Below are 20642 nucleotides of genomic sequence, written 5' to 3' on the forward strand. Positions count from 1 at the left end.
GTTGGGTTCGCCGGGAAGGTGGGCTTGATAGTCTAGTGCGGCGCGCCGCTGCGAACCCAATCACGCTACTTAGAGTTAGCTTGCCACGTAGTTTTCACGTACGTATAAACCACTACATTTTTTAAGCTGCCTTTTTCTTCGGCTGGTGCTTTGGGTCCTCCTAGGGGGCAGGGGGCGGTATTCGACTGGTAGTCAGCACTTCCCTCTACTACTTTGCCCTATGAAGCTACTGACTGCTTCTACCGACCCCGTTTACACGGAAGTCACCAACCCCTCGCGGCTCGATGCTTTCTTGCTGAACTACCTGCAAGACAAGCGCGACCTGCCGTTTGCCCACTTGCTGCTAAAGCTCTCGCTCACGGTGCTGCCGCTGGCAGTAGCTTTGTTCGTGCCCGCCCTCACGGGTTGGGCGTGGTGGGTGGCCCTAGGGCTGTTTCTGTACCTGAGCCTGGCGCGCTACAAGGGCTCGTTTGGGCTAATGCTGCACTGCACCAGCCACCGCCTGCTGTTTAAGAAGAAGTACGCCTACCTCAACCACTACATTCCGTGGGTAATCGGGCCGCTGTTTGGCCAAACGCCCGAAACGTACTTCGTGCACCACCTGGGCATGCACCACCCCGAAAACAACATGCCCGACGATGAAAGCTCAACCATCTACTACCAGCGCGACTCGGTGTGGGGCTTTCTGCGCTACTTCGGCGATTTTTTTGCCCTAGGCGTGGTGCGGCTGTGCGGCTACTTCCGGAAGCGCAACCGGCCCGCGCTGGCGTGGCGCGCGTTGCGGGGCGAGGTGGTGTACGTGCTGCTGGGCGTGGGGCTGTGCTTCGTCAACCTGCCGGCGGCCATTGGGGTGTTTGTGGTGCCGTTTGTGCTCTCGCGCCTAATTATGATGCTGGGCAACTGGGCACAGCACGCGTTCGTCGCCCCCGAAAGCCCCGACAACTGCTACACCAACAGCGTGACGTGCATCAACACCAACTACAACCACAAGTGCTGGAACGACGGCTACCACATTAGCCACCACCTCAAGCCGGCCATGCACTGGACCGAGCACCCTGCGCACTTTCGCAAGAACGTGCAGGAGTACGTCGATAACAATGCCATTGTATTTGATGGCATCCACTTCCTGCACATATTCTTCTTCCTCATGGGCAAGCGCTACGACCTGCTGGCCCGCCACTACGTGGAGCTAGACGGGCCCAGCCGCACCGAAAGCGAAGTGGTCGCGCTGCTGCGCTCGCGCACCCGCCGCATCCGGCAGGAGGAAGTGGTGCCGGCGATGGCGTAGCAAAGACTGACTGACATCCGCTTCTGGAACTGCTGTCAGCTACTTTTAGGGCAGCCAGTAGCGCGTTTTTCCATGAGGCGGTTTCTTTTTGTGTGTTTACTTGCGCTTGCCACCCAGGCATTTGCGCAAAATAAAATCGCCGCTCTCACCACGGCGGAATACGAGGCAGGTCACTTTAACGGAACGCTGCTCGCCGTGAGAAATGGCCGGGTAGTTTCGCAAGTCAATCGGGGTAGCGCCAACTTTCAATTCGGAGTTCCTATCGACGCTGATACGCGGTTTCCTATCGCGTCAATGACCAAGCTGTTTACTGCCATTCTAGTATTGCAACTCGTAGAAAAAGGCCAGCTCAAGCTCGATGACAGGGCGGCCAGCTACCTGCCCGATTTACCAGTGGCTTGCCGGGCTATCACCATTCGGGAGCTTCTCACGCATACTTCTGGCCTGAAGAACGAGCCGGTCAAAGCCTACCAGGCCGCCTACTCTACGGCAGAATTCGTGCGAAATTTTGTGGCGAAGGATAGCACCAAGCAGGTGGCGGCATTCAATTACAATAACGTGGACTATATCGTGCTTACTCGCGTGCTGGAAATGGTCACGAAGAAGCCTTTTGCCGCAGTAGTGCAAGCTGCTATTCTTACGCCGTTGCAGATGCACGATTCGGGGGTGATTGCCGAAGCGCGTATTATTCCGCGTTTAGCGTATGGCTACCATAATTACACGTTTGGGAACGGCAGCGCGAAGGATACGCTTCGCAACGACCGCCGGTATTTAGCTAACTACGCCGGCGCTGGCGCACTCTACTCCACTACCGCCGACCTATACAAGCTCGTGCAAGGCTTGAAAGCACATACGCTGCTATCGGCCAAGACCAGTGCAGAGTACTTACTTAAGCCACAGCAAGCCAACTTCCTGGACTACGCCCGCGGTTACCCGACCATCGGCTTCTTTTACAACGACAAAATGGTAGCCCATCCCATTTTAGAACGCCGCGGGAGTATTGATGGCTTTAACTCTGTATTGCTCACTGATAAAGACTTTACAAAGGTTGTCATCATCTTAACCAATACCGACCAAGCAGATTTAGAGAAGTTTGGCGATAAAGTATACAACGCCTTTTGAGTTATCAAAAGCTACCCCCGCTTTACCCGTAGCTGCAGGCGGTAGTCATACCAAGCCATAGGGTACCGGTTGAGCCAGCCCGGCAGCCACGCCAGCAGCGCCAGCGTGAGGCCGGTGCCCAGCACGGAACCCGCGAATACGTCCTCCACGAAGTGCTGGGCCAGGTATACCCGCGAATAGGCCGTGAGGGCCGCCAGCAGCACGAATGCGTAGCCCCAGGCTTTGCGCCGCACCAGGTAAGCGAGCAGCAAAAACACGGAGAACGCCGAGGTAGAGTGCCCCGACGGGAAGCTCTTGAGCGTGCCCAGCACCACGCCCTCTATGGTGTGCAGGGCCGGGTAGCCGGGGTGCTCCTGGAAGTAGCGCGCCGGCCTAGGGTGCCCCGTGAAGATAAGGTGCTTGCCTACCTGCGCCGCCAGCGACGTAACGGCGAAGCATACGAAGCCCAACAGCGCCCACCGAAAGCGCACGAACAGCAGCCCTAGGCACACCAGCACGTAAAAAGCCCCGTCGCCCACGTTGGTGAAGGGCCGGAAAAACTGGTCGAGCAGCGGCGCGTGGTGGCCGTTGACCCAGAAGAAAAGGGTGTGCCGGGGCGTGGCGAGCAGCCCGCCGCCTACCAGGGCCAGCAGCGCAAAATAGAGCAGCAAAAAGGGGCGGACGTGCCGGAGCATGGCGGAGCGAATAAGCCGCAAAGTTGGCTACGTCCGTTTTAAGTAGCGCTACGGCCAAGGTGTAACTTGCGCCCGCAACCCGAAAACCTCGTTCTGCCCATGCGCTACGGCCCCATCGACCCCACCCTGTTTGTTGAAAACCGCCGCCGCTTCCGCGAATTGCTGCCGCCGCAGTCGCTGGCCATTTTCAACGCTAACGACATTTTGCCCACCAACGCCGACGGCACGCTGGCGCTCAAGCAAAACACCGACTTGTTTTACCTGAGCGGCGTGGACCAGGAGGAAACCATCCTGCTCATTTGCCCCGACGCGGCGCTGGAAAAACACCGCGAAATCCTGTTCCTGCGCGAAACCTCGGACCATATTCTGGTGTGGGAAGGCTATAAGCTGACCAAGGAGCAGGGCCGCGAGGTATCGGGCATCCAGACGGTGATGTGGCTCGACGCCTTCCCAGCGGTGCTGGCGGCGCTCATGAACGAGGCCGAGTACGTGTACCTGAACGCCAACGAGCACATCCGCTCGGTGGTGGAAGTGGAAACCCGCGACGCCCGCTTTATCAAGGACTTGCAGGCCCGCTACCCGCTGCACCAGTACCGCCGCGCCGCGCGCCTCACGCACCAGCTGCGCGCCATCAAGAGCCCCGAGGAAATCCGGCTGATGCGCCGCGCCGCCGAAATCACCGGCAACGCCTTCCGGCGAGTGCTGGGCTTCGTGCGGCCGGGCGTGTGGGAGTACGAGGTAGAGGCCGAAATCCTGCACGAGTTCGTGCGCGCGGGCTCGCGTGGGCCGGCCTACACCAGCATCATTGGCAGCGGCGACAGCGCCACCATTCTGCACTACATCAGCAACGACCGGCAGTGCCAGGATGGCGACGTGCTGCTCATGGACTTCGGCGCCGAGTACGCCAACTACGCGGCCGACCTCACGCGCAGCATTCCAGTTAATGGTACGTTTAGCCCTAGGCAGCGCCAAGTGTACGAGGCCGTGCTGCGGGTATTCCGCTTCTGCCAGAGCCGCCTGGTGCCCGGACACCATATTGAGGCCTACCATAAGGAGGTGGGCGAAATGATGGAGCAGGAGCTAATTAAGCTGGACCTGCTGAACGCCAGCGACGTGCGCAACCAGAACCCCGACGCGCCGCTCTACAAGAAGTATTTTCCGCACGGCACCAGCCACTACCTGGGCCTCGACGTGCACGATGTGGGCTACAAGTACCGCGTGTTTGAGCCGGGCATGGTGTATACTATCGAGCCCGGCATCTACATTCGGGAGGAGAAGCTAGGCATCCGCCTCGAAAACGACTTCCTACTCACGGCCGGCGGCAATGAGGATTTGATGGCCGATATTCCGCTGGAGCTGGCTGATATTGAGCGCCTGATGCGCAAGTAGACCGGCGTTTAGACCGGGCCGGTTGCTAGCGGGCGCCGCCGGCCCGGCTGCCGTTGGCGGGGCGGCGGGGCGGGTGCTACCTTAGCCCAAACGTACTCCCTAGCCCCGCCCGGCAAGCCATGACCGACGAGCACAGCGCGCAACTCTGGGACGCCTTCCGCCGGGGCGATGCGGAGGCGCTGGCAACACTATTCGACGCGAACTACGACGCGCTGTATAGCTACGGCCGGAAGCTGACCAGCGACGAGGAGCTGGTGAAGGACTGCATTCAGAATCTGTTTCAGCAGTTGTGGCGGCGACGCGCCAGCATTGGGGCGGCCCCGGTGGTGAAGACGTACTTGTTCAAAGCCTTGCGCCGCCACCTGGGCGACGAAACCAAGCGGTGGAGCCGCCACCGCCACTTGCTGCCCGCCTATTCCGACTCGTTCGAGGTAACGTACTCGCACGAGGAGTTTTTGATAAGCCAGCAGGCCGACGCCGAGCAGCAGCACCGCCTGCTGGCCGCCCTCAACCAGCTCTCGAAGCGGCAGCGCGAGGCGCTTTACCTACGCTTTTTCGACGGTTTTCCCTATGAGCGCATCGCCGAGGTGATGTCGCTCAACACCCAGTCGGTGCGCAACCTCATTTTCCGGGCCCTGCAAGTGCTGCGCCAAGTGATGCTGGCCTCGCTGGCCCTATTGTGCCTGCTGGGGGCCTAGGGGCTGCTTATAGAAAAGCAAGGAAAGCAGGCTTGAAAAAAGTGAAGAAAATTTGCAATTGAGTAGAGTATAAACGCCGACTAGCCCTGTAGTGGTAGGGAAGGGGGACGATAACCGACCCCAACTACCCTGCCGCGCCGGCCTATGCAGTACCAGTACTACTCGACGGAAGACTTCTTGGCCGACGAATCCTTCCAGGCGTTCGTGCTGGGCCACGACCCCGCGGCCGGGGAGCACTGGCAGCAATGGCTGGCGCAGCACCCGCCGCAGGAAGCTGCCGCCCGCGAGGCCATGGCCGTGCTGGAGCTGCTGCGCACTGCCCGCCGCCCCGGTGCGCCCGCCGCCCTGCGGCAGCACGAAACCCAGAAGCTGCGGCGCAGCCTGCTACCCACTGCCCGCCCAGCTGCCGCGCCGCACCTACGCAGTAGCCGGCGCGCCTGGCGCTGGGTAGGGGCTTTGGCAGTCGTAGTGGCCCTAGGGCTGGTGGGGCTGCGCTGGTGGGGGCGGTTGGCCCCGGCCCCCACCTACGCCCGCTACGCCGCCCTGCCCGGCGAACAGCGCCAAGTGCAGCTGCCCGACGGCTCGCAGGTGGTGCTCAACAGCGGCTCGGCCCTGACGCTGGCGGCCACTTGGCCTGCCGGCCAGGCCCGCGAGGTGTGGCTGCGCGGCAGCGCCTACTTCGACGTGCGGCACTTGGCGCCGGCCGAAGTGAAAGCCGTGCCGCAAGCGCCCGACAGCGTGAAGTTTACCGTGCACGCCGGGCCGCTCGACGTGGCCGTGCTGGGCACCCAGTTCACGGTGCTCAGCCGGGGCAGCCGCACCGAAGTGGTGCTGAGCACGGGCCAAGTGGAGCTGAGCCGACCGCAGAGCACGGCGGCGCGGCTGCTGCTCAAGCCTGGCGAGCTGGCCGAGTACGATGCCGCCACGCCGGCCGCCCCGCTGCGCAAGCGCCCCGTGGCCGCCCGCCTCTACTCGGCTTGGGTGAGCGGGCAGCTCGAATTCACCGACCTGCCGGTGGCCGACTTGGTAGTAATGCTGCAAGATGCTTACGGCCTGACCATTACGGTAGATGACCCGCAGCTGCTGCGCCAGAAGCTGACGGGCGCGCTGCCCACCCACGACCTCGACGGCCTGCTGGCCGCTTTCGGTAAAATCCTGGATGTGCCGGTGCGCCGTCAAGGTAGCCACGTGTGGCTGAAATAAGCGCGGCGGTTTTCCAGCCGGCGCGCGGTTGCCTTGCTTTCTCACGCTTTCCATTTCCCACCCCATGGTCATCTCTACCCGATGGTTTGCGCTGCTGCCCGCTCTGCTCGCGGCAGCCCGGCCGGCCCAGGCGCAGGCCCCCGTGCTGGCTATGGCCCGGGCCGAGCAGCAAGCCGGCCCGGTGCCCACGGCCCCACCTACTGCGCGCGGCACTTCGCTCGAAAGCATTCTGCAGCACATGAAGGCCGAGCACCACGCGTTTTTCCTTTACCGCAGCGAGGTGGTGAAGGATAAATATGTGAACCTGGAGGCCCGCAAGTTTAGCACCTGGGAGCAGGAACTGACTTACGTGGTGGCCATGTGCGGCCTGCAGGTCGAGAAAACCCAGCATAACGTGTACCTGATTTCGGTGCCGAAAAATGCCCGCTCGGCCCTGCCCATGCCTGCAGGAGCGGCTACGGCTACGGCATCCCTAGGCCCGGCCAGCCCCGAAAAGACCCCTGACGCCGCCACTGCCCCGGCCGCCGTGACGGTGAAGGGCCAGGTAATCGACCAAAAGGGCGAGCCCATTCCGGGGGTGACGGTGGTGGTGAAGGGCACTACCAACGGCACCACCACCGACGTGGGCGGCAACTACACCCTGAGCTTGCCCGATGCCACGGCCACGCTCGTGTTCTCCTCCATCAGCTACGTGACGCAGGAGATAGCCCTAGGGGGCCGCACCCAGCTGAACGTGACCCTGCGGGGCGATACCAAAAGCCTGGATGAGGTGCTGGTAACGGGCTATACCGTGCAGCGCAAGTCGGACTTGACCGGCGCCGTGGCGCAGGTAAAGGCCAGCGACATCAACGCCCTACCCGTGACCAACGTGGCCCAGATACTGCAGGGCAAGGCGGCCGGCGTGGCGATTACGGCCGCCACGGGCGCGCCCGGCGACCCCATCGCGGTGCGCATTCGGGGCGTGGGCACCATCAACGACAACGACCCGCTCTACATCATCGACGGGGTGCCCACCAAGGATGGCATCAACCAGATTGCGCCGGCTGATATTGAGAGCGTTAACATCTTGAAGGACGCGGCTTCGGCGGCTATTTACGGGGCTAGGGCCTCCAACGGGGTGGTAGTGGTGACCACTAAGCGCGGCAAATCGGGCAAGGCGCGCCTCTCGCTGAACGCCTACACGGGCGTGCAAACGGCGGCCAACCTCATCAAGATGGCCAATACCGCCCAGTATGTGAATGCTTACAATCTAGCGGCTGCCAACGATGGGCGCGACCCGATTCCGGCCGCCGTTATCCCGACGCTGCCCGACGTGAACTGGCTGAAGGAAGTGCTGAAACCGGCCGCCCAAAACAGCCTGCAGCTCGACGTGAGCGGCGGCAACGAAAACTCGCAGTACATCGTGAGCGGCAGCTACCTTAACCAGAAAGGGCTGATTCAGAACTCGTCGTATGAGCGCTACAACCTGCGCACGGCCATCAGTAGCAACCTCTCAAAATACGTCAAGATTGGCACCAACGCCAACCTCTCGTATGCCAAAACCCGGCAGGTAGGCTCATCGGGTGATGGCTACGGGGCCGGCAACCCGGGCGCCAGCATTGTGCGCTACGCCTTATTTCGCACGCCCGCCACGCCCGTCTACAACGACCAGGGCCAGTTTGTAGACTTACCTAAAATTAATGGTGCCAACGCCGCGGCCTTCTTCGGCGACGGCATCAACCCGGTGGCGCTGGCCGACGCGGCCGACCGCAACTTCTACACCTACGGCATCATCGGCGACGCCTACCTGGAAGTGACGCCCTTCAACCACTTTCGCATCCGCTCCGACTACGGTATTACGTTCAACATCACCGACTACAAGCAGTTTTTCAAGACCTTCGGCATCGACCGCTCGTTCAACTCGCCGCCCCAGCTGGCGCAGTCCAACGCCAAGCAGTTCAACTACAACTGGACCAACACGGCTACCTACGACCTGGTGCTGGGCAAGCACACCGTCAACTTTCTGGTAGGCTCAGAGGCGCTGCACTTCGACCAGCAGGCTATTTCGGCCTCGCGCACGGGCTACGCCGACCAGTCCACCACGTTTCAGTACTTAGACAGCGGCACCGGCGTGCAGCTCAACGGCGGGGGCGAGTCGCACTCGGCGCTGCTGTCGGGCTTTGGGCGCGTGAGCTACGACTTCGACGGGGGGCGCTACCTGGCCAGCGCCAACTTCCGGCGCGATGCCTCGTCGCAGCTTTCACCGGGGCAGCGGGCCCAAAGCTTCTACTCGGGCTCGGTGGGCTGGAACATTGCGCAGGAGGAATTTATGCGCAACGTGAACCTGCTCAACCAGTTGAAGCTGCGCGCTAGCGTGGGCCAACTGGGTAATTCGGCCATTGGCAACTACCCCTACGCCTCGCTCATCAACAATGGCGGCTACTATCCCCTAGGGGGCGTCTCGACCCAAAGCCTCACCATCACCACTACCGGTAACCCCAACATTCGCTGGGAAACCAGCACTCAAACCGACGTGGGCCTGGACGTGGGACTGCTAAAAGGCGCCTTGCAGCTGAACGTAGACTACTTTATTAAGAACACCTCCAACATGCTGCAATTCTTGCCGCAGCCGCCCAGCGGCGGGCAAGTGGGCAGCCCGGCCGCCAACGCCGGCAGCGTGCGCAACCAAGGCCTGGAGGTGGAGCTGAACTACCGCAACACCATTGGCAGCAACTGGAGCTACAGCATAGGCGGCAACCTAGCCACGCTGCACAATGAGGTGACCTCGCTGGCCGGGGCGCCCCCCATCGTGGGCGGGCGCATCGACAACAACTACTACGCCACCCTCACGCAGGTGGGCCAGCCCATCGGCTCGTTCTACCTGCTGCAAACCGACGGTATTTTCCAGAACGCGCAGCAGGTATTCACCAGCGCCTACCAGGGGCCGGGCATCCAGCCGGGCGACGTGAAGTTCAAGGATATCAGCGGGCCCGACGGCGTGCCCGATGGCGTGATTAACGGCTACGACCGCACGTTTGTGGGCAGCCCCATTCCGAAGATTACCTACGGCGTGACGGGCAGCCTGCGCTTTAAGAACCTGGACTTGAGCGTGTTCTTCCAGGGCGTGCACGGCAACAAGCTCTACAATCAGGTCAATACCGACATCGAGGGCTTTTACCGCGCCTTTAACCTGACCGAGCGCGCCGCCACCCACTACTGGACCGGCGAGGGCAGCACTAACGAGTTTCCGCGCCTGTCGTGGACGGGCGCCACCAACAATAAGCAGCCCTCCACCCGCTTCCTGGAAGATGGCTCGTACCTGCGCCTCAAGAACCTGCAAGTAGGCTACACCTTCGGCGACAAGCTGCTGGCGCCCTTGCGCGTATCGTCGGTGCGGCTCTACGCCAGCGTGCAGAACCTGCTGACTTTCACCCGCTACACGGGTCTAGACCCCGAGCAGGGCGTGAACAACAATTCGCTCGGCGACGGGGTGCGGGCCGTGGGCATCGACTTTGGCAACTACCCCTCGGCGCGCACCTTCACGGTGGGCATCAATGCTGGTTTCTAATCAATTTATAAACAATAAATTACGTATGAAACCGCGCACTTATTTTCTCGGCTTAGGGCTGCTATTGCTGGCCGCCGGCTGCAAAGACTACCTGGAGCAGCCCGTGCTGGGGCAGTACACGGCCGGGCAGTTCTTTACCTCCGACGTGAACGCCAAGCTGGCCGTGAACGCCGCCTACGTGCCCCTCTCGTTCCGCGATGCGTCCAGCAACGTGCTGTGGGTGCTGGGCGACGTGGCCTCGGATGATGCCCTGAAGGGCAGCAACCCCGGCGACCAGGCCGACTTCGACAACATCCAAAGCTTCAACATTACGCCCATCAACGCGGCCGTGGAGGCCCAGTGGAAGCGCGACTACGACGGCGTGTTTCGCTGCAACGTGGTGCTCGACGGGCTGCCCGCCAGCAATACGGCCGTGAGCGCTGCCGTGCTAAGCCAATCGGTAGGGCAGGCCAAGTTTCTGCGGGCCTGGTACTACTTCCAGCTAACGACCATTTACGGTGATGTTCCGCTGCACCTGGCCGTGAGCACGCCCGAGGAGCTGCAAAGCCCGGTGGTGCCCCAGGCCCAGATTTTTGCGCAGGTAGAAGCCGACTGCCAGGACGCCGCCAAGCTGCTGCCCGATAGCTGGACGGGCACCGACGTGGGCCGCGCCACCAAGGGCGCGGCGCTGGCGCTGCTGGCCAAAACCTACCTCTACGAGAAGAAATGGGCCCTGGCCGCCAGCACCGCCCAGCTAGTAACGGCCCAAGGCTATAAGCTGCTACCGGTGTTTGCTGACAACTTCCGGGCGGCCACCAAAATCAACTCCGAAGCCATTTTCTCGGTGCTGCACACCAGCTTGCTCAGCCCCAGCCAGGGCAACAGCCTCAACCAGTGGTTTGCTCCGCGCCAGCAGAATGGCTACGGCTTTTACTACCCCACCAAAAGCCTGGTAGCCAACTACGAAGTGTCGTCGGCTGGGGTCGTTGACCCGCGCCTCGACTATACCATTGCCCGCAAGGGGCACGACTATTTTGGGGTAGCCTACGACACCACTTGGTCGAGCACGGGCTACCTCTCTAAGAAGCACGTGCAGCCCCTGAGCGAGGTGCCCGCCTCGATTAAGGGCGACGGCAACCTCAACTTCCAAGCCATTCGCTACGCCGAGGTGCTGCTCATTCAGGCCGAGGCGCTGAACGAGAATGGGCAGGGCACGGCGGCGCTGGTGCCCCTCAACCAGGTGCGCAAGCGGGCCCGCGAAAGCTACCTCTACGACACCTCGCTGCCCAAGGCCGGCACCGTGCCCACGGGCCTGCTGCCCGACATCACTACCACCGACCAAAGCACGCTGCGCGACGCCATTCGGCGCGAGCGGCGCTCGGAGCTAGCCACCGAGTTTCAGCGCTTCTTCGACCTCATTCGCTACGGGCAGGCCTACGCCACCCAGGCCCTGCGCGACAAGCCCAACTTCAACTACGCCCGCAACAAGTACTTCCCCATTCCGCAGAGCGAGCGCGATACCAATAAGAAGCTGGGTATCTGATGCTAGCGCAGTAGTTTTTGTGCCTTCTCTTTTTTCCCACCACTTTCCCCCTTCCTTATGAAAAGGACTAATAATTTTTACCTGCTGTTGCTTTCGGCGCTGCTCGTGGGCCTGACGGCCATGTTCTCGGCGTGCAAGAAAGACGACTCCACCACCCCGACGGTAACGGCCGACAAAACCAAGCTGTCGAGCGTTATCGACTCGGTGAATACAATTTACAGCGCCGCAGTGGAAGGCACCAAACCCGGCACCTACGCCTCGGGCTCGAAAGCTACCCTGAAAACCTCAATTGACCTGGCCACCACCACCAAAAACGACGCTGCTGCCACCCAGGCCTCGGTGAACACGGCTTTGGCCAACCTGCGCCGCGCCGCGGCTACCTTCCAAAATAGCCTCATTCAGGAAGTGTCGGTAGCCAACCTCATGGCTCAGTACAAGTTCAATGGCAACGCCAACGACGCTACCACCAACGGTAACAATGGCACCCTTAAAACCGGCCCCACTGGCCCGGCCACGGCCCCCGGCGACGGTGGGCAGCTGCCCGTGCTGGCCGCCGACCGCTTTGGCAATGCCAACCAGGCGTATGAGTTCAATAAAGGAGCTTACATCGAAATTCCCTATAAAGCGTCCCTCAACCCGCAGGCGATTACCATCAGCGCCTGGGTGTACCGCTTTGATAACAATGCCGATAACTACATCGTGTCGCTGAACCGCTGGAACAGCTACAAGTTTCAGCTGCAGGATTTTGGTAAGCCTTTCCTGACTGTGACGACCACCAAGGGTATCTCGGACCGCGACGACGACTCGGGCATCGTGGCCGTGAATACGTGGACGCACGTGGCCTCGTCGTACGTGGACGGCACCATGAAATTCTACATCAACGGCAAGCTCATCAAAACCTACACCGACGTGACCGGCAACCTGACGGCCGCCCCGCAAAACGTGAACCTCGCCATTGGCCAGCAGCTACCCAAAGACGTGTACAACAGCAAGCCCACCGGCGGGCAGGCGGCCGACTACTTCCAATACTACAGTGCCGCCTACTACAAGGGTCGCCTCGACGACATCCGCATCTACAACAAAGCCCTGTCGGATGCCGAGGTGACTTCCATCTACACCATCGAAAGCACGCAGTAGGCCCTAGGGCTGGCTAGCGCCCCAAGGGGCCCGCCGCCCAGCACACCAGGCGGCGGGTCCTTTTTTTCTGACTCAATTCTTTCGCCCCATGACTTATCTCCCTCGCTACCAGGCCTTGGCGGCCGGCGCCACCCTGGCGCTGGCCGCACTGCTGGGCTGCGCCAAAAAGACCGATTCACAGGCGGCGGGCAGCGGCGCCGTGCCCGCCACTAGTTGGCAGCTGGTCGATTTTACCAAGCAAGACGCCGCGAACCCCATCATGGGCCCTAGCCCAGTGGGCGTGTTTCAAGACCCCATTCTGAACCAGGCTATTCACTGGGAGGAGAAGGACGTGTTTAACCCCGCCGTGGTAGTAAAAGACGGCAAAATCTACATGCTGTACCGGGCCGAAAACCTGGTGTCGGGCAACGTGGGCAAAACGTCGCGCATCGGCCTGGCCACCAGCACCGATGGGTTGCATTTCGACCGGCAGGTAGCGCCCGTTTTTTATCCCGCTAACGACGCGCAGAGGCAGTACGAGTGGCCCGGCGGTACCGAGGACCCTAGGGTGGTAGAAGACGAAAACCACGTCTACTACATGACCTACACCGGCTACGACGGCAAGTTAGCTCGGCTGCTGGTAGCCTCGTCACCCGACCTGGTGCACTGGACCAAATACGGCAGCGTATTCGCGAAAGCTTACAACGAAAAGTATGTGAACAAGTGGAGTAAATCGGGTTCCATCGTGTCGCGCTACCTGGATGACGGCCGCATCGTGGCCACCAAAATCAACGGCAAGTATTGGATGTACTGGGGCGACGCGCAGATTTGGCTGGCCACATCCGATGACCTCATCAACTGGACGCCGATAGAAATGGCCCCCGGCGAGAAGCCGCCCGTGACCCTGCGCGACCAGGCCCTGACCGTGCCCGACCTGAAAGTGGTGCTGCCCACCCGCGAAGGCAAGTTCGACAGCAACTTGGTGGAGTCGGGCCCTCCGGCCATGCTCACCGACCAGGGTATCCGATTGATTTACAACAGCCGCAACGTGCCCGCCTATGGCGATAAAACCCTGCCTGAAGGTACCTATACGGCCGCCCAGGCGCTGTTTGACAAAGACGACCCCACTAAATTGCTGCAGCGCATGGATACCTATTTCATGCGCCCCGACCAGCCCTACGAAATTACCGGCCAGGTAAACCAGGTAGTTTTTTTGGAAGGCCTGGCCCGCTACAACAACAAGTGGTTTCTGTACTACGGCACCGCCGACTCGAAAATTGCCGTGGCTACCCGGCCAGTGGCGCCCTAGGGCCGCCGGTAGGGCTAGGGCATAAAAAAGGCGGTCAGGCTGAGCTTGTCGAAGCATCTCTACCGGACGATACTGCGCGGCAGAGATGCTTCGACAAGCTCAGCCTGACCGCCTTTGTAGGGCTGACCGACCAGTAACGCTTACTGCCGCTGGAAGAACATGAGGTGCTGCTGGGGCAATTGCTCATCGAGCTGCACCAGCTTGAGACCCACGGCCTGCATCTCCTTTTTGGCCTGCGCCACGGTCATCTTATGAATGGCCTTGATGGGCACGTTGGGGTCTTCGGCGCGGTACTCTACCAGCGCCAGGCGGCCGGTGCCGGGGCGCAGGGAGTGGGCAATGGCGCGGCCCATCTCGCGCGGGTGGTCAAACTCGTGGTAGGCATCTACTATCAGCACCAGGTCGAGGCTGTTGGCGGGCAGGTGCGGGTTGGTAGTGGTGCCGAGGGTGGGCTGCACGTTGGCCAGGCCGTTTTTGAGCTGGCGCTGCTTTAGCTCGATTATCATTTCGGGCTGAATATCCACGGCTAGCACTTCGCCGCGCGGTACCAGCCGCGCCATCCGAAACGAGAAGTAGCCGGTGCCCGCCCCAATGTCGGCCACGTCGTCGGTGGGCTTTAGGGCCAGTTCCTTTAGCAGCAGGTCGGTGCCTTCGTCCTGGGGGCGGTCGTCGCGCTCCAGCCAGTCGGCGCCCTCGTGGCCCATCACGTGGGCAATCTGGCGGCCCTGGTAGTAAAGACCAATGCCGTTGGGGTCGCGGGGCGCGCGGCGCTCGTAACCCGCCGAATCGGGCGGGGGCGGCGTGCGAGGGCTAGCCCGGAAGGCGGTGGTAGAGGCGGCGGCGCTCGATTCGAGGGGTAGCTGGGTGCAAGCCCCCACTGCCGCCAGGGCCCCTAGGCCGGCCCATACTGCAACGGTATACTTCATAAAGGAAACAACAAGGAGAAACGGCCCCGCAAGCTGGGCCGCAGCACGAAGCAAACACAAAAGCCCGCCACCGCGTTCGGTCAGCTTGTGGGCTCTTATTCAATAATATTGCCCAGGCAGCTATCTTTCACTGGCAAAATAATCTGGTTTTTTCAACTGCTTTCACGCTAGCTAACGTAGAGAGGCCGTTTTTCTTTCACACCTTTGAATCACCCTTTACTTTTTCACCTTATGCCTACTTCTTTCTCTTTATTCCGTCGAGCAGCCCTCGCCTTGGCCGGCTCGCTGGCCCTAGGTGCCTGTAACCGCGCCGAATACGCTATGTTGCCGCGCTCAGCCTCGTATCTGGGCACAGCGCCCGTCGCTTCTGCTGCGCGCCCCTCGGCCCCGGTGGCCGCCCATCCGCAAGCAGCCGCACCGGCTGCCAGCCCAGCTGAGTCGGCCGCTACCGCGCTCGCCCCCGAGGTAGTACTTACTGCCCCCAAAGCAGCGGCGAAAGCCCCGGCAGCCGTAGCAGCAGCTCCGGCTGCGGTGGTAGCCGCCCCGGCCCCGGTGGCCGCCGCTCCGGTAGCGCCGACGGTCGCGCCCCTAGCCCCCGAACCAGCAGTAGCAGCCGCTTCGGCCGCACCTGCTAAGCTGAACCTGGTGCAGCGCCTGGCCCTGAAAAAAATCAGCAAGCAGCTTAACAAGCTGGCAGCTCAGTCGCCCCAGCTCAAGCAGCGCGACGCGGCGGCCAGCACGTCGCGCGTAGGTGGCAACCTGCGCTCGGCCATCATCTTCGGCGTGGTTGGCCTCATCCTTACGCTGCTGGGGGGCATTGCCGGCATCTTCTACGTGCTGGGTGTCATCTTTATCGTTATCGGCCTGGTGTTCCTGCTGCTGTGGGTGCTCGACGAGGCCTAGGCCCCAGCTAAGCAAAAAAGCAAAAACCCCGGCTGCCTAGCGCAGTCGGGGCTTTTTCGTGGGCCGGGCCCTAGGGCCTACATGGGGTCCACATCGGCCACCAGGCGCGCCTGTTTAAACTCCTTCTGGTCGCGCACCACATCCATCGCGGCCAGAATGTCGAGCTTGGCTTGCTTGAGCACCATGTGCTCGCGCGGGAGCTTGATGAGGATTTCCTGCAGGAAGAAATTGCGGATGCGGAAGATGTACGGTGCCTCGGGCCCCAGCACCGGCCCGCGCCCTAGGCGTTCCGTCAGCTCCTGGGTTAGCCGAATGGCGGCCTTCTGGGCTAGCTCCTGGTCCATGTGCTTCACCGTCAGGCGTATCATGCGCGTGAAGGGCGGGTACTCGTGCTCGCGCCGCTGGGCTATCTCGTACTCGTAAAACTCCTGATAATCGTTGCGAATCACCTTGTCGAAAATCACCTGCGTGGTGTCGGCGGTCTGAATCAGCACCTTGCCCTTCTTGCCCTTGCGCCCGGCCCGGCCGCTCACCTGCACAAACATCTGGTAGGCGCGCTCATGCGCCCGGTAGTCGGGGTAGTGAATGATGGCGTCGGCGTTGACGATGCCCACCAAGCTAACATTCTCAAAATCTAGGCCTTTTGTTACCATCTGGGTGCCTACCAGCACGTTGGTTTTCTGCTGCTCGAAGTCGCCGATTATCTGCTGGTAGGCATTTTTGGCGCGGGTCGTGTCCAGGTCCATGCGCTGTACGTTGGCCTGGGGTAGCATGATTTTGAGGTCGTCCTCCAGCTTTTCGGTGCCGAAGCCTTGGGTACGCAGCGCCCGCGAGCCGCAGGCCGGGCACTGCGTGGGCATGCCCTCGTGGTAGCCGCAGTAGTGGCAGCGCAGCTCGTGGGCGTGCTTGTGGTAGCTGAGGCTCACGGCGCAGCTCTGGCACTTCGGAATGTAGCCGCAGTCTTGGCAGGCCACCACCGGCGCGTAGCCCCGCCGGTTCTGAAACAGAATCACCTGCTCCTGCTGCCCAATCTTGCTTTCCATCGCGGCCAGCAAGTCGGCCGAGAAGTGGTTGTGCATCTTCTTGGCCTCGCGCAGCTTGCGGGTGTCCACCAGCTCAATATCGGGCATGCCGGCCTCGCCAAAGCGCTTGCTCAGCGTCACGAGGCCGTAGCGCCCCTGCCGAGCCATGTAGTAAGTCTCCACGGCCGGCGTGGCCGAGCCTAGCAGCACCTTGGCGCCTTGGAAGTTACCAATCATCAGGGCTACCTCGCGGGCGTTGTAGCGCGGGGCGGGGTCGTACTGCTTGTAGCTGCTCTCGTGCTCCTCGTCCACAATGATAAGCGAGAGGTTATCAAACGGTAGAAACACCGCCGAGCGCACGCCCACCACCACCTGGAAGCGCCCCGAGAGCACGCCGTTCCAGATTTCAGCCCGCTCGTTGTCCGAGAACTTGGAGTGGTATACCCCTAGGCGCGTGCCGAACACGCGCAGCAGCCGCGTCACAATCTGGGCCGTGAGGGCAATTTCGGGCAGCAGATACAGCACCTGCCCGCCGCCATCGAGCGCATTGCGAATCAGGTCGATGTAAATCTCAGTTTTGCCCGAGCCCGTGACGCCGTGCAGCAGCACGATTTCCTTGCGCGTAAGCAAGTCCAGCACCTCGTTGCGCGCGGTAGTCTGGGCCTCGTTGAGCTGAAACTGCAGTTGCGCCACCGGATTCTCATCGAGCGGGAAACGCGACACAATCTGGTCGAACTGCTCGAGCACGCCGTTCTTAATCAGCGTGTTCACGGCCGAGGGCGAGAGATGGGGCGAGCTGGTGAGAGCCGCTTTTTCCAGCCCGGCTTGGTTGAGGTGCTCGTCGCGGTGCACCGGCACGCGCTGCAAGTACTTCAGCAGCACGTCAATCTGCTTAGCCTTGCTGGCAAACTCGGTGAAGAGCTGCTCCACGGCCGCCTCGCTCACGTAGCGGTGGGCCAGGCGCACCTTCTTCACCACCTTGGGCGTGTATTTGTCGGCCAGCTGCTCAAACAGAAAGATAACATCCTTCTGCATCAGCGACTTGATGACCTTGTGGAACGAAGCCACCCCTAGGAGGTCGCCCACCTCGGTAAAGGTCAGCGCCTTGCCATCCTCGCCGCTTAGCGCGTCCACAATGCGCTGCTCCTTGTCGTCGAGCGGGTAGGGCGAGCCCTCGGCCGCAAACGCGGGGTGCAGCTGAATGCGCGACTCCGACGAGAGCTTGAGCGCCGCGGGCAGCGCCGCGTTGATGACCTCGCCCAGCGTGCAGAGGTAGTACTCGGCCATCCAGCGGAAGAGCTTGAGCTGCGGCTGCGTCACTACCGGCGCGTCGTCGATAAACTCCAGAATATACTTGGCCTGGTACTCCTTGGGCGGCGTTTCGTGCACGGCGGCCACAATGCAGCTGAGCGTGCGCTTGGGCCCGAACTGCACGATTACCCGCCCGCCCACTACCACGCTGTCGTTCAGCTCGTAGGGCACCCGGTAGGTGTAGAGCTTGGGCAGGGGCAGGGGCAAAATCACGTCCACGAACAACGTCACGCGGTCGGGCGCGGGCGTGGGCACGGGGGCAGGCGAGGCAAATTCAAACGTAAGCGACACGGGATACTCGGGCAGCGGCGAATAGTAAAGATAACCCCAGGGCTTAGCGAAAGTGCCCTAGGGTAGGAGCTATAAATACAAAAAGGCGGTCATGCTGAGCTTGTCGAAGCATCTCTCCCGCACAAGTAATTCCTGACGTTGGAATTAGCAACGCGGGAGAGATGCTTCGACAAGCTCAGCATGACCGCCTTTTTAATTTGTGGTTACCCTGGCGCCTCGGGTAGCGCCAGCTGTTGCAGGGCCTCGGGCACCGAGTGCACCGGCAACTGGCAGGCGCGGTGGCGGCACACGTAAATGGTAGTGCGGCCAGCCTCGCCGCGGTGCTGCAGCAGCGGCAGCTCGCTGGCCCTAGGGCCGCCGGCCAGTACATCGGTAGGCAGAAAATGCTGGCTCAATTGCCGGCGCAACGTCTCAAAGTCTTTGCCTACAATAGCTACCTCGGCACCCGGCCGCAGCAGCGCCGCATATAGGCTGGCCCAATTAGTGAGGTGTTGGGGCTCTTGTATCACTAGGGCTTGCACCTGCTGCAGCATGGTGGCGGCCAACTGCTGGTATTCATCGTTGTCGAGCAGCCGGCCCAGGCGCAGTAGGTTGTGGGCCATCACCGAATTGGAGGCGGGTATCACATTGTCAAACAGCTCCTTCTTGCGCGCAATGAGCGGCTCGGCGCTGGCATCGGTGTAAAAGAACTGCTGTTCGGTGGAGTCGAAGAAATTGTCTAGCACGTAGCCCGTCAGCGCTTCGGCCTCGCGCAGCCAGGTTTCGTCGAAGGTGGCTTCGTACAGCGCCAGGTAGGCCTCAATCACCAGGGCATAATCCTCCAAAAAGCCGCTTATCGTGGCGCGGCCATTCTTCCAGGTGCGGTACAGGCGCGTGCCATTCCGTAAGTTCTGCTGCAGAAATTCGGCATTGCGCAGCGCTAGCTGCAGAAACTCCGCGTCGCCGAAGGCGCGGTAGGCTGCCACTAGGCCGCTCAGCATCAAAGCGTTCCAGCCGGTCAGCACCTTGTCGTCGAGGCCGGGACGCACGCGGTGGGCGCGCACGGCCAGCAGCTTCTTGTGCCAGCCGCGCACCAGCTCGGCCAGCACTTCGGGCGTGAGGTCGTGCTGCTGGGCAAAGTCGAAATCGGGCAGCGTGCGGTGCAAAATATTGCGACCGTGCTCCCAGTTGCCTACGCCGGTGCAATTGTAGTAGGCGGCCGCCAGGGGCTCCTCGTCGCCTAGGGCCTGCTGCAGCTCCTCGCGGGTCCACACGTAGAATTTGCCTTCCTCACCCTCGCTGTCGGCGTCGAGCGACGAATGGAAGCCACCTTCGGGGTTAGTCAACTCGCGCCGCACCCAGGCCACCGTTTGGTACACCACCTCGCGGTACAGCGGCTCCTGCGTCACCTGGTAGGCCTCGCTGTAGAGGCTCAGCAGCTGGCCGTTATCGTAGAGCATTTTCTCGAAGTGCGGCACCAGCCACTCGCCATCGACCGAGTAGCGGGCCCAGCCGCCGCCCACCTGGTCGTAGAGGCCGCCCCAGGCCATCTCGCGCAGCGTGAGGTTAGCTTGCCGCAGCACCTGCGCGCTGCCCGTAATGTGGTAGGTGCGCAGCAAAAACCGCCAAATGCTAGGCATCGGAAACTTGGGGGCTCGGTTGGTGCCGCCCCGCTCGCGGTCGAAGCGCTGGCTTAGGTTATACACCAGCAGCTTGAAGTCCTCATCGTTCACCGCGCCCCCTAGGGTGCCGCTGGCGCCGTACTTGGCCAACTCGCTGGTTTGCAGCACCTGGGCAAAGCGCTCGGCCGACCCCTCCAGCTCGGCGCGGTGTTCGCCGGCGTAGGCCTGGGCCACGCTCTCGAGTAGCTTCACCCAGTTGCCGGGCGGGAAGTAGGTGCCGCCGTAGAAGGGTTTGGCGGCGGGCGTCAGCAGCACGTTGAGCGGCCAGCCACCTTGAATGCCCATCGCCTGCACCGCATCCATATAGAGCTGATCCACGTCGGGTCGCTCCTCACGGTCCACCTTAATGCACACAAAGTGCTCGTTCATCACGCGCGCCACCTGCTCATTCTCAAACGACTCGCGCTCCATCACGTGGCACCAGTGGCAGGCCGCGTAGCCGATGCTCACGAGGATGGGCTTCTGCTCGGCCTGGGCCCGCGCCAACGCCGCCGGGCCCCAAGGGTACCAGTCCACCGGATTGTAGGCGTGTTGCAGCAGGTAGGGGCTGGTTTCGTCGGCCAGGCGGTTGGTGGGGCGGTCGGGGTGGGCAGAAGCTGACATGCGAAACTGTTGCGTGAGGAAAGAAGTGGGCCGGCAGCCCTAGGGGTACTTAAACAG

The 20642-nt window shown here is 61.7% G+C and carries 14 protein-coding genes; 10 read left to right on the forward strand and 4 right to left on the reverse strand.

Annotated features, from left to right (window positions below; all coding sequences use genetic code 11):
* Positions 1-220: 220 nt before the first annotated feature.
* The gene (locus tag HHL22_RS13595; RefSeq protein ID WP_169531899.1) at positions 221-1288 is read left to right on the forward strand and encodes a fatty acid desaturase family protein; all 1068 of its coding nucleotides are present in this window, start codon (positions 221-223) and stop codon (positions 1286-1288) included.
* Between the two features lie 72 nt (positions 1289-1360).
* On the forward strand, positions 1361-2410 hold the full coding sequence (locus HHL22_RS13600; protein WP_169531900.1) for a serine hydrolase domain-containing protein: 1050 nt from the start codon (positions 1361-1363) through the stop codon (positions 2408-2410).
* An 11-nt stretch (positions 2411-2421) separates the two neighbouring features.
* On the opposite strand, the gene HHL22_RS13605 is transcribed toward HHL22_RS13600, so the two are convergent.
* A complete protein-coding gene (locus HHL22_RS13605) occupies positions 2422-3084 on the reverse strand; it encodes a phosphatase PAP2 family protein (RefSeq protein WP_169531901.1) in 663 nt (220 codons plus the stop codon).
* A gap of 99 nt (positions 3085-3183) precedes the next feature.
* Here HHL22_RS13605 and HHL22_RS13610 point away from each other — a divergent pair, with 99 nt between their 5' ends.
* From HHL22_RS13610 to HHL22_RS13640, 7 genes are all read left to right on the forward strand, one after another.
* A complete protein-coding gene (locus HHL22_RS13610) occupies positions 3184-4473 on the forward strand; it encodes an aminopeptidase P N-terminal domain-containing protein (protein WP_169531902.1) in 1290 nt (429 codons plus the stop codon).
* 119 nt (positions 4474-4592) lie between these two features.
* Positions 4593-5171 carry an RNA polymerase sigma factor gene (locus HHL22_RS13615; RefSeq protein WP_169531903.1) on the forward strand — a complete coding sequence of 193 codons (579 nt, stop codon included), beginning with the start codon at positions 4593-4595 and terminating at the stop codon, positions 5169-5171.
* A gap of 144 nt (positions 5172-5315) precedes the next feature.
* Positions 5316-6374, forward strand: a complete 1059-nt coding sequence (locus tag HHL22_RS13620; RefSeq protein ID WP_169531904.1) for a FecR family protein — start codon at positions 5316-5318, stop codon at positions 6372-6374.
* 64 nt (positions 6375-6438) lie between these two features.
* Complete coding sequence (locus tag HHL22_RS13625) at positions 6439-9921, forward strand: SusC/RagA family TonB-linked outer membrane protein (protein WP_169531905.1); 3483 nt, start codon at positions 6439-6441, stop codon at positions 9919-9921.
* A gap of 25 nt (positions 9922-9946) precedes the next feature.
* Positions 9947-11443: a RagB/SusD family nutrient uptake outer membrane protein gene (locus HHL22_RS13630; RefSeq protein ID WP_169531906.1), complete on the forward strand. Its 1497-nt coding sequence runs from the start codon at positions 9947-9949 to the stop codon at positions 11441-11443.
* Positions 11444-11500: 57 nt separating this feature from the next.
* Complete coding sequence (locus tag HHL22_RS13635; RefSeq protein ID WP_169531907.1) at positions 11501-12580, forward strand: LamG domain-containing protein; 1080 nt, start codon at positions 11501-11503, stop codon at positions 12578-12580.
* Between the two features lie 88 nt (positions 12581-12668).
* Positions 12669-13868 carry a glycoside hydrolase family 130 protein gene (locus tag HHL22_RS13640; protein WP_169531908.1) on the forward strand — a complete coding sequence of 400 codons (1200 nt, stop codon included), beginning with the start codon at positions 12669-12671 and terminating at the stop codon, positions 13866-13868.
* A gap of 140 nt (positions 13869-14008) precedes the next feature.
* On the opposite strand, the gene HHL22_RS13645 is transcribed toward HHL22_RS13640, so the two are convergent.
* Positions 14009-14794, reverse strand: a complete 786-nt coding sequence (locus HHL22_RS13645; protein WP_169531909.1) for a class I SAM-dependent methyltransferase — start codon at positions 14792-14794, stop codon at positions 14009-14011.
* Positions 14795-15025: 231 nt separating this feature from the next.
* Between HHL22_RS13645 and HHL22_RS13650 the strand changes: the two genes are divergently transcribed.
* Positions 15026-15697: a hypothetical protein gene (locus tag HHL22_RS13650; protein ID WP_169531910.1), complete on the forward strand. Its 672-nt coding sequence runs from the start codon at positions 15026-15028 to the stop codon at positions 15695-15697.
* Positions 15698-15774: 77 nt separating this feature from the next.
* Here the strand turns inward: HHL22_RS13650 and priA are convergent, their stop codons facing one another.
* Both priA and HHL22_RS13660 read right to left on the reverse strand, forming a co-directional pair.
* Complete coding sequence (gene priA, locus HHL22_RS13655) at positions 15775-18321, reverse strand: replication restart helicase PriA (RefSeq protein WP_169531911.1); 2547 nt, start codon at positions 18319-18321, stop codon at positions 15775-15777.
* A gap of 203 nt (positions 18322-18524) precedes the next feature.
* Positions 18525-20585 (reverse strand): thioredoxin domain-containing protein, encoded by a 2061-nt coding sequence (locus HHL22_RS13660; RefSeq protein WP_169531912.1) that lies wholly within the window; start codon positions 20583-20585, stop codon positions 18525-18527.
* Between the last annotated feature and the right edge of the window lie 57 nt (positions 20586-20642).

Source organism: Hymenobacter polaris, from assembly GCF_012927305.1.
In the GTDB taxonomy this organism is placed as follows: Bacteria; Bacteroidota; Bacteroidia; order Cytophagales; family Hymenobacteraceae; genus Hymenobacter; species Hymenobacter polaris.